At 37.4% G+C, this 14,186-nt stretch carries 14 protein-coding genes; 10 read left to right on the forward strand and 4 right to left on the reverse strand.

All coding sequences use genetic code 11. The features are described 5' to 3' along the window. Window positions 1–3 precede the first annotated feature (3 nt). From purD to artM, 8 genes are all read left to right on the forward strand, one after another. Window positions 4–1,290, forward strand: a complete 1,287-nt coding sequence (purD, locus tag JP36_RS03025; RefSeq protein ID WP_039171816.1) for a phosphoribosylamine--glycine ligase — start codon at window positions 4–6, stop codon at window positions 1,288–1,290. 170 nt (window positions 1,291–1,460) lie between these two features. Further along, window positions 1,461–2,723 (forward strand): serine hydroxymethyltransferase, encoded by a 1,263-nt coding sequence (gene glyA / locus JP36_RS03030; protein ID WP_039171817.1) that lies wholly within the window; start codon window positions 1,461–1,463, stop codon window positions 2,721–2,723. Between the two features lie 279 nt (window positions 2,724–3,002). Then, complete coding sequence (locus JP36_RS03035; protein ID WP_156106920.1) at window positions 3,003–4,070, forward strand: hypothetical protein; 1,068 nt, start codon at window positions 3,003–3,005, stop codon at window positions 4,068–4,070. Beyond that, the gene (locus JP36_RS03040) at window positions 4,060–5,277 is read left to right on the forward strand and encodes an ATP-grasp domain-containing protein (RefSeq protein WP_081964325.1); all 1,218 of its coding nucleotides are present in this window, start codon (window positions 4,060–4,062) and stop codon (window positions 5,275–5,277) included. Before JP36_RS03035 ends, JP36_RS03040 begins: the two co-directional genes overlap by 11 nt. 78 nt (window positions 5,278–5,355) lie before the next feature. Further along, a complete protein-coding gene (artP, locus tag JP36_RS03045) occupies window positions 5,356–6,084 on the forward strand; it encodes an arginine ABC transporter ATP-binding protein ArtP (RefSeq protein ID WP_039134742.1) in 729 nt (242 codons plus the stop codon). A gap of 21 nt (window positions 6,085–6,105) precedes the next feature. Continuing rightward, on the forward strand, window positions 6,106–6,828 hold the full coding sequence (locus JP36_RS03050; protein WP_039171823.1) for an arginine ABC transporter substrate-binding protein: 723 nt from the start codon (window positions 6,106–6,108) through the stop codon (window positions 6,826–6,828). A 5-nt stretch (window positions 6,829–6,833) separates the two neighbouring features. After that, a complete protein-coding gene (gene artQ, locus JP36_RS03055; protein ID WP_039171825.1) occupies window positions 6,834–7,505 on the forward strand; it encodes an arginine ABC transporter permease ArtQ in 672 nt (223 codons plus the stop codon). Further along, window positions 7,505–8,185, forward strand: a complete 681-nt coding sequence (gene artM / locus JP36_RS03060; RefSeq protein WP_039171828.1) for an arginine ABC transporter permease ArtM — start codon at window positions 7,505–7,507, stop codon at window positions 8,183–8,185. Before artQ ends, artM begins: the two co-directional genes overlap by 1 nt. A 48-nt stretch (window positions 8,186–8,233) precedes the next feature. On the opposite strand, the gene ruvX is transcribed toward artM, so the two are convergent. From ruvX to rsmE, 3 genes are read right to left on the reverse strand one after another with little or no spacing between them, the layout of a single operon-like run. Beyond that, window positions 8,234–8,674: a Holliday junction resolvase RuvX gene (ruvX, locus tag JP36_RS03065; protein ID WP_039171831.1), complete on the reverse strand. Its 441-nt coding sequence runs from the start codon at window positions 8,672–8,674 to the stop codon at window positions 8,234–8,236. Beyond that, the gene (locus tag JP36_RS03070) at window positions 8,674–9,234 is read right to left on the reverse strand and encodes a YqgE/AlgH family protein (protein ID WP_039171832.1); all 561 of its coding nucleotides are present in this window, start codon (window positions 9,232–9,234) and stop codon (window positions 8,674–8,676) included. Before JP36_RS03070 ends, ruvX begins: the two co-directional genes overlap by 1 nt. 19 nt (window positions 9,235–9,253) lie before the next feature. After that, window positions 9,254–9,985 carry a 16S rRNA (uracil(1498)-N(3))-methyltransferase gene (rsmE, locus tag JP36_RS03075; protein WP_039171892.1) on the reverse strand — a complete coding sequence of 244 codons (732 nt, stop codon included), beginning with the start codon at window positions 9,983–9,985 and terminating at the stop codon, window positions 9,254–9,256. Window positions 9,986–10,144: 159 nt separating this feature from the next. Here rsmE and tpiA point away from each other — a divergent pair, with 159 nt between their 5' ends. Both tpiA and gshAB read left to right on the forward strand, forming a co-directional pair. After that, complete coding sequence (gene tpiA, locus JP36_RS03080; protein WP_039171834.1) at window positions 10,145–10,912, forward strand: triose-phosphate isomerase; 768 nt, start codon at window positions 10,145–10,147, stop codon at window positions 10,910–10,912. A gap of 193 nt (window positions 10,913–11,105) precedes the next feature. Next, the gene (gene gshAB, locus JP36_RS03085; RefSeq protein WP_039171837.1) at window positions 11,106–13,379 is read left to right on the forward strand and encodes a bifunctional glutamate--cysteine ligase GshA/glutathione synthetase GshB; all 2,274 of its coding nucleotides are present in this window, start codon (window positions 11,106–11,108) and stop codon (window positions 13,377–13,379) included. 207 nt (window positions 13,380–13,586) lie between these two features. Here gshAB and JP36_RS03090 read toward each other — a convergent pair whose 3' ends face one another. Continuing rightward, window positions 13,587–14,186 (reverse strand): protein-methionine-sulfoxide reductase heme-binding subunit MsrQ, encoded by a 600-nt coding sequence (locus JP36_RS03090; RefSeq protein ID WP_039083182.1) that lies wholly within the window; start codon window positions 14,184–14,186, stop codon window positions 13,587–13,589.

Raw genomic sequence — 14,186 nt, forward strand, 5'->3', positions numbered from 1 at the left:
CAAATGAAAGTTTTAATTATTGGTAATGGCGGTCGCGAACACGCATTAACGTGGAAAGTGGCACAATCACCATTAGTGGATAAGGTTTATGTTGCCCCTGGAAATGTTGGTACGGCACAAGAAGCTAAAGCGGAAAATGTGAATATTTCTGCAACGGATATTCCGGCATTAGTCAATTTTGCTAAAGAAAATGCAGTGGATTTAACCATTGTTGGACCTGAAGCACCATTGGTTTTGGGCGTGGTTGATGCGTTCCGTGCCGAAGGGTTGAAAATTTTTGGGCCAACTAAAGCAGCAGCACAGTTGGAAGGCTCAAAAGCATTTACCAAAGACTTTTTAGCCAGACACCACATTCCGACAGCAGAATATCAAACTTTTACTCAAGTTGAACCTGCATTAGCTTATTTGCAAAAAAAAGGTGCACCAATCGTGATTAAAGCAGATGGTTTAGCAGCTGGTAAAGGCGTAATTGTTGCTATGACATTAGCTGAAGCGGAAGCTGCAGTGAAAGATATGCTTTCTGGCAATGCGTTTGGTGAAGCGGGAAGTCGTGTGGTAATTGAAGAGTACCTTGACGGTGAAGAAGCTAGTTTTATTGTGATGGTCGATGGTAAAAATGTTGAACCAATGGCAACTAGTCAGGATCACAAACGGGTCGGTGAAGGTGATACCGGTTTGAATACTGGCGGTATGGGGGCATATTCTCCAGCACCAGTGGTAACGCCAGAAATACATCAACGCATTATGCAGGAAGTGATCTATCCTACGGTAAATGGAATGGCATCTGAAAATAATGTCTACACCGGTTTTCTTTATGCCGGTTTGATGATTATGCCTAATGGTCAACCTAAAGTGATCGAGTTTAATTGCCGTTTTGGTGATCCGGAAACGCAACCGATTATGATGCGTTTGCAATCAGATCTAGTAGAACTATGTTTGGCAGCGTGTGATGGAAAATTAGATCAAGTGAAATCACAATGGTGTGAACAAGTGGCGCTAGGTATTGTGCTGGCAGCGGAGGGCTATCCTAGTACACCAAGAAAAGGAGATGTGATTCGTGGTTTGGATGTGCCAACAGAATCGGACAAAAAAGTTTTCTATGCTGGTGTTGCTAAACAGGAGAATGAAATTGTTACTAATGGAGGCCGTGTTTTATGTGTGACTGCATTGGGTGATACAGTGCTAGAATCACAGCAAAAAGCAGTATGTTTAGCAGAATCTATTCATTGGAGTGGGCGTTTTTATCGCCATGATATTGGTTGGCGTGCGATTAAACGAGAGCAGAATTAATGCATTGGTTAAATGATCAAATTTAACCATATTTTATTTTTCGCTTATCAATATGAATAAAATTCATCAAAGAAATGAAAAAATTAATTTTAGATTTTTATGACAATAGTATGGATAAAAAGCTAAACTAAACGGGATTAGACCACCATTTAATTTAAGAGGAAATTTAAATGCTTAAAAGAAGTATGAACATCGCAGATTATGATAAAGAGTTATGGGATGCTATTTGTAACGAAGATCGTCGTCAGGAAGAACATATTGAATTAATTGCTTCCGAAAACTATGCGAGCCCACGTGTGATGCAAGCGCAAGGTTCGCAACTTACTAACAAATATGCAGAAGGTTATCCGGGTAAACGTTATTATGGTGGCTGTGAGTATGTTGATATTGTTGAACAATTAGCAATTGATCGTGCTAAAGCATTATTTGGTGCGGATTATGCCAACGTGCAGCCACACTCAGGTTCACAGGCAAATGCTGCGGTTTACATGGCATTGGCTGAACCGGGTGATACTATTTTAGGAATGAGCTTGGCTCATGGTGGTCACTTAACTCACGGTGCGGCGGTGAGCTTTTCAGGTAAGATTTATCACGCAGAACAATACGGTATTACCGATGACGGTGTAATTGATTATGACGCATTACGTGAACAAGCATTGCGCGTTAAACCGAAAGTGATTGTTGGCGGTTTTTCAGCCTATTCTCAAGTTGTTGATTGGAAAAAAATGCGTGAAATCGCCGATGAAGTCGGTGCTTATCTTTTTGTTGATATGGCACACGTTGCAGGATTAATTGCTGCTGGTGTCTATCCAAATCCATTGGAATATGCACACGTTGTTACTACTACTACTCATAAAACATTGGCAGGTCCACGTGGAGGTTTGATTTTAGCTAAAGGCGGTAACGAAGAGTTATATAAAAAATTAAACAGTGCTGTATTTCCAGCAGGGCAAGGTGGTCCATTAATGCACGTAATTGCAGCGAAAGCTGTTTGTTTTAAAGAGGCAATGGAACCCGAATTTAAAGCTTATCAACAACAAGTAGTGAAAAATGCGAAAGCAATGGTAGAAGTGTTTAAACAGCGTGGCTATAACGTGGTATCTAATGGTACAGAAAACCATTTATTCCTTGTTGATTTAGTTAGTCACGGTTTAACCGGTAAAGCTGCCGATGCTGCATTAGGCAAAGCCAATATTACTGTTAATAAAAATGCAGTGCCAAATGATCCTAAGAGTCCATTTGTGACCTCTGGTATTCGTGTTGGTACGCCATCAGTAACTCGTCGTGGTTTCAAAGAAGAGGAAGTGAAAGAACTGGCGGGTTGGATGTGTGATGTACTTGATGCCGTAGGCAAAGAAAACGAAGAAGAAGTTATTGCTGCAACAAAAGAAAAAGTGCTAGAAATCTGTAAACGTTTACCGGTTTATGCATAAGTCTTAGAAAATCTAGTATTAAAAAATCCTTTTTCTTTATGAAAAAGGATTTTTTATTAACATTTTGTTTTATTTATGTTTTATTTTTGATATTTTATAGGTGAACAATAGTTAATAGGAGAGTTTATGTTAATTTTTTAAGATTTTCTCCTAATATAAAGTCCGCTTTTCTTTGTATTTCGTTGCAATGTACCTTGAGGTTCAAAAATGATAAATAAAACTTTATTATTATTTTATAGCAACCTTATTTTTTTCTATTTCAGTGATATGGCGTTGCTTATGATTATTTTGTGGTTTTCTTATCAAGTAACGCAATCTTCTTTATTATTGGCAGTTATTTTAGCGATCAGTGTAATTTTCCCATTAATCATTAGAAAGTTCATTAAAAAATGGGATTTATTGCATCTTTCATTGAGATCATTACTTAAACTTCGTATTCTGGTTTATCTTGCGATTGCACTTATTGTACCATTTTTTAGTCATTATATTTTTACTTTTATTGTTATTTCATTATTTTTTGGTTTATTGAGTTTGACGTTGCTAAGCACATATGAAACTGAAAACACAAAATTGGTGTTGAGGGGAATGCTGACCGCTAATTTAGCAGCAAGATTAATGCAAACGGTTATTCAAGCTGGAGCATTTGCCGGTGCGATGATAGGCACATTATTATTAGACAAATTTTCTTTTGTTTTTACTATTTTAGTTATCTCTTCTCTAGATATTTTTATTTGCTCGATTTATTATTTTTTTGTAGAAAATACAAGGGAAGAGATAAGTAAAAAAGAAATAAAAATTAGGGAAAAATCAATATCTAAACAATCCATTTTTATTTGTATTACTTTAGGCTTTATTGGATTACATATTTCAACGTTTAACCTAACAACGCCTATTTTCTTTCAAGAAATACATCATTGGAACGCAAGTGATTTTGGTAGAGCGAGTGGATTTGCCGGCATAGGTGCATTTTTAGCAGTATTTATGCCAATCACCAACAGAAAATGGTTTCTTCCTATTGGATTAATCTTTTTTGACCTTTTGTTCGTAATGAATACGACACTCTATTTAATGCCGATTTTCTGTTTTTTGCTAGGATTTCATATTAATAGTTTACGTATTTTTCTGCGTGAGAAATTAATTCTTTTAGCAGAGAATGATCAGCAAGCATCTTATTTAGGTGGATTAAGTGCGTCTTATTATACTTTATTTCAATCAATTGGTAGTTTAATTATCGGTATTGTCATCAGTAAACAATTTGGTTTGGTGAGCTTGGCACAATGGGGGTTACCGTTTGTAGCGGTATTACTGTTAATTTCTTTTTTAATAATGGGAGCTTATGATGAATAATGTCATTTTAATTGTTGATCCATTTTCTACTGGGAAATTATACGCCCCTATTTTTAAGCAGAAAGGATTTGACTGTTATGCGGTCTTTTCCGGTGAAAATATTGCTTCATTTTATTTATCCTCTTTCAATATGAGAGATTTTAGTAATCAACAGCCACTTACACCACAACAGGCAAAACAGCAGTTTTCTCCATCGCAAATTCGAGCAGTGGTGATTGGATCTGAAAGTGGTGTAATTGTCGGCGAAGCGTTGGCAGACTATTTTGGTGTGAATAGCAATGATATATCCGATTCGGAGCTGAGAAGAAATAAATTTAAAATGCAACAGGCGTTATCTCAAGCAAATTTAAATGCAATAAAAACAATAAAAATAACCGAAAATAATAAAAATGTATCATTATTTGACAGTGAAAAAGGATATATTGTTAAACCTTTAAATTCGGCTGGCTCTGAAGATGTTGTATATTTAGTGAATAAAAATAAGGTTTTATCTGAAATCACGACTTTGAATTGGCATAAAAGAAATATTACTGGTGAAGTGAATAGTCACTATTTAATTCAAGAATATTTGGAAGGTATTGAATTTGTGGTGGATATGGTTGCATATCAAGGCAGTTACTTTGTTCTTTCATTATGTAGATATAAAAAGGGAATACACAATGGTAGTCGTTTTGTATATGAAAATATGACAATGTTAGATTCGCAAGAAGGGGTATATCAAAATATTATTCAATATGCTAAAGCTGCCGCTGAGGCATTAGATTTTAAATTTGGACCTATTCATATGGAAATTATGTTGACAGCACGAGGTCCTGTTATGATTGAAGTAGGGGCAAGGTTACACGGAGGAATGGCCCCACAAATTTTTTCTCGTTGTTATCAACCACATTTGTTGGAAAGTGCTGTTTCAGCTTATTTAAGTCATCCAATATTGGAAGATGGTCATTTAATAAAACAGACAAGAATCGTTTTTTTGATTAATGAAAAAATAAATTATAGGTTAGATAATGAAAAGTTTTTGCAAAAAATTTCGTTATGTCCCTCCTTTGTTGATGCCATATTTCCATACAAATCAGCTTTACCATTACCATTAACCGTTGATCTATTAAGTTGTGTCGGCTATATCAGTTTGGTTTCGGATAATTTATTACAAATTGAACGAGACGAGCGTTTAATTCATCAGTTATTCAATGAGTTATATATATAGAGTAAAACTTTATTGCATAAATATGCAGAAAATATTAATATATTTGCATTTTTAGCGTATCAAGTAGAGTTTAGCTCAATGACCATCAGCATTAAAAATGTAAACTTTTTTTATGGTTCCACCCAAGCATTATTCGATATCAATTTAACCGCAGAACAGGGCGACATTGTGGTATTGTTAGGTCCTAGTGGCGCAGGAAAAAGTACTTTTATTCGTACATTAAATTTATTGGAAGTTCCTAAAAGCGGTGAGTTGGTGATTGCCAATAATCGATTTGATCTTTCCACTAACAATGATCCTAAACAGATTCGTCAGTTACGGCAGGATGTTGGAATGGTATTTCAACAATACAATTTGTGGCCACATATGACAGTAATGCAGAATCTAATTGAAGCTCCGATGAAAGTGCTTAATCTGAATGAAGCAGAGGCAAAAGAGCAAGCATTTGGGTTGTTAAAGCGTTTACGTTTAGAGGCTCAAGCAGATCGCTTTCCACTTCATTTGTCTGGTGGACAGCAGCAACGTGTTGCTATTGCCAGAGCGTTAATGATGAAGCCACAGGTTTTATTATTTGATGAACCAACAGCAGCATTGGATCCGGAAATTACCGCTCAAGTAGTTTCAATTATTCAAGAATTGCAACAAACTGGTATTACCCAGTTTATTGTGACTCATGAAGTAAATGTGGCGCGTAAAACCGCGACTAAAGTCGTGTATATGGAGCAAGGACACATTATTGAAGTTGGTGATGCCTCTTGTTTTGAAAATCCGAAAACACAACAATTTAAACAATATTTATCACACTAAATCCCATACAGGAGAAACAGAATGAAAAAAGTTTTATTAGTAAGCTTATTATTCGGTGCAGCAGTAGCAGCAAATGCGCAAACTATTACTTTTGCGATGGAACCGACTTATCCACCGTTTGAAAATACCAATGAAAAAGGTGAGATCATTGGTTTTGATGTTGATGTTGCCAATGCGATTTGTAAAGAGATCAAGGCGGATTGCAAATTCAGTAGCCAATCTTTCGACAGCTTAATTGCTGGATTAAAATTTAAACGTTTTGATGCTGCTATTTCAGCAATAGACATTACCCCTGAACGTGCAAAACAGGTGAGTTTTTCTGATCCGTATTACGATAGTTCTGCTAGCTTTGTGGCAGCAAAAGAGGGCATTACTTTAGAAAATGCGAAAAACGTAGGTGTACAGAATGGAACAACATTCCAACAATATATTGCTGCAAAAGCAAAACAGTACGATAGTAAACCGTATTCCACCTTGCAAAATGCGATTCTTGATTTAAAAAATGGCCGTATTGATATTATCTTTGGTGATACTGCAGTATTGGCTGAATGGATTAAAAGTGATAAAGCGGTGCATTTTGTAGGTGATAAAGTGACTGATCCGGAATATTTCGGTACAGGCTTAGGAATCGCCGTTAATAAGAAAAATACCGAACTATTGGGGCAACTTAATCAAGGCTTGAAAGAGATTAAAGCAAACGGCGAATACCAAAAAATTTATGACAAATGGATGTCTGGTAAATAATTAATATGTTTTCAGATTTTATCAATTTAATGTTTTCCGCTACCTTAGTTACACTGGGGTTAGCGGTTTGTTCTTTGATACTTGGATTGATTTTAGCCATCATTTTTGTGGTATTGGAAACTAGTAAAGTCCGTTGTATCAGCCGACCTACCTCAATAATCGTAACATTATTGCGTGGATTACCTGAAATACTGGTTGTATTGTTGATTTTCTTTGGTTCAACGCAAGTGTTGTTTTTATTAACAGAAGAGTACATTGAATTCAGTGCATTTTGGTGTGGTGCAGTAGCGTTAGCGATTATTTTTGCAGCATATGCTTCTCAGTCATTGCGAGGTGCGATTCAAGCTATCCCATTGGGACAATGGGAATCTAGTGTAGCATTGGGATTAAGTCGTCCTCAAACTTTTATCCGCATTATTATGCCTCAAGTGTGGAGACACGCATTACCGGGATTGAGTAATCAGTGGCTAGTTTTATTGAAAGATACGGCGCTGGTTTCATTAATCGGTGTCGATGATTTAATGCGTCAGGCGGAATTGGTTAACGCCAGCACACATCAACCTTTTACTTGGTACGGTATTGCGGCATTGCTTTATTTGGTGATCACATTAATCAGCCAAGCGGGTATAAGAAAATTGGATCTCTATTTTACGCGTTTTGAACGGGAGAAAAGCTAATGGTTCAAGAGTATTTTGTAACTATTGCTCAAGGGATTCCTACCAGTTTATTGCTAACCGTAGTTGCACTGGTTATAGCTTTCTTTTTAGCAATTTTATTTACTTTCCTATTGGCATTGGGAAATCCAATTATTAAAAAACTTGTCGGTATTTATCTCACTTTATTTACCGGTACGCCGTTATTAGTACAAATTTTCTTAATTTATAGTGGCCCAGGGCAATTTCAATGGGTTGTGAATAGCCCATTATGGTCGCTGTTATCAAATGCTTGGTTCTGTGCAATGTTAGCACTGGCATTAAATAGTGCAGCCTATTCGACACAGCTTTTTTATGGGGCAGTTAAAGCGATTTCCAAAGGGCAGTGGGAAAGTTGTGCCGCCTTGGGGTTATCGCGCGCGCAAACGTTGAAGATCTTGATTCCATATGCCCTTAAACGTGCATTGCCATCTTATACTAATGAAATTATTTTAGTTTTCAAAGGTACTTCGTTGGCATCCACTATTACCATTATGGATATTATGGGATATGCTCGTCAGCTATACGGTACAGAATATAATGCATTGTTAATTTATGGTTTGGCAGGTGTGATATATTTAGTGATTACCGGTGTTGCCACCTATTTCTTGCGTAAGCTGGAAAAACGAGTGTTGGTTTTTGAGCGCTTAGAAGTAGCGAAATAGAATGTTTGTAGAAAGCGTGATAAAAAACTTGGGCTATACCCAAGTTTTTTATTGTCTATCATTGTGTTTGAAAAGTTGATTTTCAAACCAGCTTTCTAGAATAAGACAAGCTGAAATAGAATCGATTTTTCCTTTGTTTAAGGCTCGGTAACCGCCACGAGAAAAAATTTCGGCACGCGCTTCAGTAGTGGTTAATCGTTCATCTTGTAAAGCGATTTTAACACCGAAACGACCATTTAAACGATTAGCAAATTTTCTTGCTCTTTGTGTTATTTCTTGTTCCGTGCCATCCATATTCAGCGGTAAGCCAACAACCACCAAATCCGGTTTCCATTCATCAAGGCATTTTTTTATCGCATCCCAATTTGGAATGCCGTCTTGTGCTTTGAATGCCGGCAAGGCTTGAGCAGTTTGTGTAATGCTTTGACCGACGGCACAGCCAATACTTTGTGTGCCGAAATCAAAAGCGATAACGGTTAAATTGGACATTATGCTCTCCCCATTTCGTGGCTTAATTCATAGCTTTGATTAATACCTAAAAGTTTATTTGCTGCTTGCCAACGTTGATCAAAAGGGAGCTTAAACAAAATATTGTAATCTGCCGGTACGGTTAACCAGTCGTTATTCTTGATTTCATCAGCGAGTTGTTCCGGTTGCCATAAAGCACAACCAAGAGCAATAAAATAATTTTTCGGCGCGTCTTCACTGTTTAATGACAATAAAATATCGGACGATGTTGTCAACATTAAATCATCATTGATTGCAAAAGAGTAACGATAGTTTTTATCAGTGGTGGTATGTAGCACAAAACCTTGTTCAATATTGACAGGACCGCCGGCGAAGATCATCTTTTCCGGATATTTGGGTTCGGTTGGCATTAGATGATTCATTTTTGCCATCATCTCTGCCAGGCTTAAATCGGTCGGTTGGTTAATCACTAATCCCATTGAACCTTGTTCATTATCTTCGCAGATATAAACAACGGATTGTTGGAAAAAAGGATCGTCCAAATCAGGCATTGCTACAAGAAATTGATTTTGTAATGTCATACAGTTCCTTAAAACTAAACTACAAATCACCAAAACAGATCTGTAATGCACTGATTGCAACGAGCGAAGCAGTTTCGGTACGCAAAACACGTTTGCCGAGCAACACTTCGGTGAAACCTTGTTGAACAGTTTGTTCAATCTCCTGTTCAGATAAGCCACCCTCTGAGCCGATTAATAAACGCACACCAGCTGCAGGTGGTGGAGGCAGTTGCTTAATTGATTGTGAGGCACGCGGATGGAGATTTAATTTCAACATTCCATCATTTTCTGCGCACCAATCTTGCAATTTCATCAATGGGCGAATTTCCGGAATGATATTACGTCCGCACTGTTCACACGCTGCAATGGCGATTTTTCTCCACTGTTGTATCTTTTTTTCCATTCTCTCTGCATCTAATTTTACACCGCAACGTTCAGACCATAATGGTGTAATTGTTTTTACGCCCAGTTCTACTGATTTTTGAATGGTAAATTCCATCCGTTCGCCACGTGAGATAACTTGCCCGAGATGAATATTTAATGGTGATTCGCGATCATCAAAGATTGCATTTTGTAGTGCAACCGTAATCTGTTTTTTGTTGATTTCCGTAATTATGGCAGGATAAATATGATTACTGCCATCAAATAATTCAAGGGCTTCACCCACTTTCATTCTTAAAACGCGCCCTACGTGGTGCATCGCCTCTTCAGTTAATTGGCATTGAGAGAGATGAGCTAAGAATGTCGGATGATAGATGCGTGGTATTCTCATAATCTGTTTTGATTTGTTGTTATTAAAAATCGGGTTAATCATTAAATTAGCGGTTATTGTAAAAAATTATCGCTTTTTTTGATATATCTCTAATGATTTTTAGTGATTTTTGCTATAGTAAGCGCCGTTATTTTTTTGAATATAATCAAGGAGAAAATTATGGCTCGTCGTCCTTTAGTTATGGGCAATTGGAAGTTAAATGGTAGTAAGACATTTACCAAAGAATTGATCAATGGTTTGAAAGCTGAATTAGCAGGCGTTGAAGGCTGTGATGTGGCAATTGCTCCACCAGTAATGTATTTAGCAGAAGCGGAAGCAGCATTAGCTGGTAGCAAAATTGCACTAGGTTCACAAAATGTTGACCTTAAACAGTCTGGTGCGTTTACCGGTGATATTTCTGCAACAATGTTAAAAGATTTCGGTGCAAAATATATTATTATCGGTCACTCTGAACGCCGCGCATATCACCACGAAAGCGATGAATTTATTGCGCAAAAATTTGCAGTATTAAAAGAGCAAGGGTTGGTGCCTGTACTTTGTATTGGTGAAAGCGAAGCTGAGAATGAAGCAGGAAAAACAGAAGAAGTTTGTGCAAGACAAATTGATGCAGTATTAAATACATTAGGTGCGGAAGCCTTTTTAGGTGCAGTTATTGCTTATGAACCAATTTGGGCAATCGGTACAGGAAAATCTGCTACTCCGGCACAGGCTCAAGCGGTGCACGCTTTTATTCGTAGCCATATTGCGAAAAAAGACGCAAAAGTTGCAGAACAAGTGATTCTACAATACGGCGGTTCTGTTAATGATAGCAATGCGGCAGAATTATTTGCAATGCCGGATATTGATGGTGCATTGGTCGGTGGTGCATCATTAAAAGCACCTGCATTTGCTACTATTGTTAAAGCAGCGGCAAAAGCAAAAAATTAATTGATTTTAGTATAAAAATTTGAATAGACCCTTTCACCAAGTAGAAGGGTCTTTTTGTTGCCTGTTTTTCATAACAAAAGATAACTTTCAAATACTGAATCTATATAACATATAGTTAAAAGTTATTTGCATTTCTTGATGAAATTTCATATTAATGCTCGGTTAATTTAGAACTCGAGAAAGGCTAATAAATATGAATATTCAGCAACTGATAACACAAAATCACCTTGAACTGTTATTCCAACAGGGTACGTTTGGCATTGAGAAAGAGAGTCAACGTATTGATGAAAAAGGAAAAATTGTTACCACACCACATCCTAAAGTTTTTGGAAACCGTTCTTATCACCCTTATATTCAGACCGATTTTGCAGAAAGCCAGCTGGAGTTAATTACTCCGCCACAGCAGAGTGTTAAAGATGCTTATCGTTGGTTGTCTGCGATTCACGAAGTGGTGTTGCGATCTTTGCCGGAAAATGAATATATTTCGTCGTTCAGTATGCCGTTGGCATTACCGCCGGAAAGTGAAATTAAAGTGGCACAGCTGGATAATGTAGAAGATGTCGCTTATCGTGAGCATTTGGTCGAGAGTTACGGTAAATATAAACAGATGATCAGCGGTATTCACTACAATTTCCAACTGGCGGATGATCTGATCGAAAAATTGTTCCAATTACAAAAAACATATCAGGATCCAATCGCATTTCGTAACGATCTCTATTTGAAATTGGGCAGAAACTTCTTACGTTATCAATGGTTGTTGGTCTATTTATTTGCTGCCTCACCAAGTGTCGAGAATGCGTTTTTCAGAAAAGGGCAGCAAATTCCACAACAGTTTGTACGTAGCTTACGTTCCAGCCATTATGGTTATGTTAATCACGCAGAAATAAAAGTTTCTTATGAAAATTTGCAGCAATATGTAGAAACATTGGAACATTGGGTGCGTAGTGGAAAGTTGATTGCAGAAAAAGAGTTCTATTCCAATATCCGTTTCCGTGGTGCAAAAAAACAGGTAAGAGAATTATTGGAAAAAGGTATTCGTTACCTTGAGTTTCGTTTATTTGATCTTAATCCGTTCGCACAATATGGCATCGAGTTGGAAGATGCGGAATTTATTCACTATTTTGTGTTGTTGATGTTATGGCTGGAACAAACGGCGGATCAAGGCGATGTTGAAAAAGGTCGGGAGATGCTGGCGGAAGTGGCATTGGAACATCCTTTATCAATTACCGCATATCAACAGGAAGGTTTGGCTTTATTTGATCAATTTGAGCAGATGTTGGCACAGTTAAATGCACCTGAATCAGTGAAACAGACCGTACAACAAAAACGTCAGCAACTGTTATCGCCGGAAATGACGCTTTGTGGGCGTTTAGTGCAAAGTATGCAACAGCCGACAGACTATCATCAGTTAGGATTGGCATTAGCAAAACAGAATAAGGCAGCAGCGACAGCACGTTATTATGCATTAACTGCTTTTGACAATATGGAACTTTCAACGCAAGCACTGATATTTGACCTAATCCAACAGGGTATTAAAACTGAGATCTTAGATGAAAATGATCAGTTCCTCTGTTTACAAGTCGGTGATCATATTGAATATGTGAAAAACGGCAATATGACCTCAAAAGATAGCTATATTTCACCATTAATTATGGAAAATAAAGTGGTGACGAAAAAGGTGTTGGCGAAAGCCGGTTTTAATGTGCCACAAAGCCTTGAGTTTAGAAATGTTGAAGATGCGGTGCGTGCCTATCCGTTATTTGAACATCGTGCGGTGGTGATTAAACCAAAATCAACCAATTTCGGTTTGGGAATTACCATTTTTAAACAAGGCGTAGAAAATCGGGAAGATTTCCGCCAAGCGGTAGAAATCGCTTTCCGAGAAGATAAAGAGGTGATGATTGAAGATTATTTAGTCGGTACCGAATATCGTTTCTTTGTATTAGGCGATGAAACTTTAGCGGTATTGTTGCGTGAACCGGCAAATGTGCTTGGTGATGGACAACATACTGTTGCTGAATTGGTCGCAGCAAAAAATGAACACCCATTGCGTGGTGACGGCAGCCGTACACCATTGAAGAAGATTGTATTAGGTGATATTGAAAAATTACAGTTAAAAGAGCAGGGATTAACGGTTGACTCAGTACCGGAAAAGGGAAAAAAAGTACAATTACGTGCGAATTCCAATATTAGTACTGGTGGGGATTCAATCGATATGACTGATTTAATGCATCCAAGTTATAAAGCGTTAGCGGTAGGCATTACCAAAGCAATGGGAGCAGCAGTTTGCGGCGTGGATTTGATTGTGCCTGATTACACTAAACCGGCAGAGCCTAAATTAAGTTCTTGGGGCGTGATTGAAGCCAATTTTAACCCAATGATGATGATGCACATTTTCCCCTATCAAGGGACTTCAAGACGCGTCACAAAAAATGTGATTAAGATGTTATTTCCAGAGTTGTTTTAATTGAGAATTAGGAATTGGGCATCAAGGCAAGATTGCAGATTGGTCTCAATTTGGTCACAAATTTAATAAATGCTTAATCTATTCCCTCTCACACTTGTAAAAAATCTTATTAGAATGAGGATTAGCAAGTGTGCGAGGGGCGTGAAACCTAAATAACTGTTAACAGAAAAATGCGCTAACAAAATCTAAAATTAGGCTCACTTAATATTAACGGTAACACCAAGCCAAAACCCGCCTTGCAAAGGTTTTCCATAACACAAATACTCCACAAAGCGCTAAAAACAGTAACGAATCAATGTTATAGGCTTTTAGTGATAGGTAATAATGAATTGCTGCTAAAACAACGACCAATAAGGATAATTGGTGTAGCGAAAACCAACGCTTACCTAATCTTCTTTTGATATAAGGAATTGAAGATAAGGCAATCAAAACCAACAGAATCATTGCAATAAAGCCAATTTGTAGATAGGTTCTACTCACGATTTCGCTAATAAAAAGTTGGAAATCAAAGCCTAGTTCTAACGCAAGATAACCAACAATGTGCAACGATAACCAAAATAATCCCCATAGCCCCAAACTGCGGTGTAGTGGGAGTAATATTGGTTGCCGTAAGCACTGCGTAATAATCCTAAAACTAAATAAGATTAATAAAAATAATAAGGCGGTATAGCCTAGAAAATGAATAATCTCTTTAATTGGATCAGTACCAAAGCTACTTACCAAATTAAAATTGATCGCATAGATAAGCCAAAGGAGAGGGATAACTCCTCCCAAATGAATACAATAACGCAAAATTTTAAATAACAT

Origin of the sequence: Gallibacterium genomosp. 1, assembly GCF_000771875.1 — a bacterium.
Lineage (GTDB): Bacteria > Pseudomonadota > Gammaproteobacteria > Enterobacterales > Pasteurellaceae > Gallibacterium.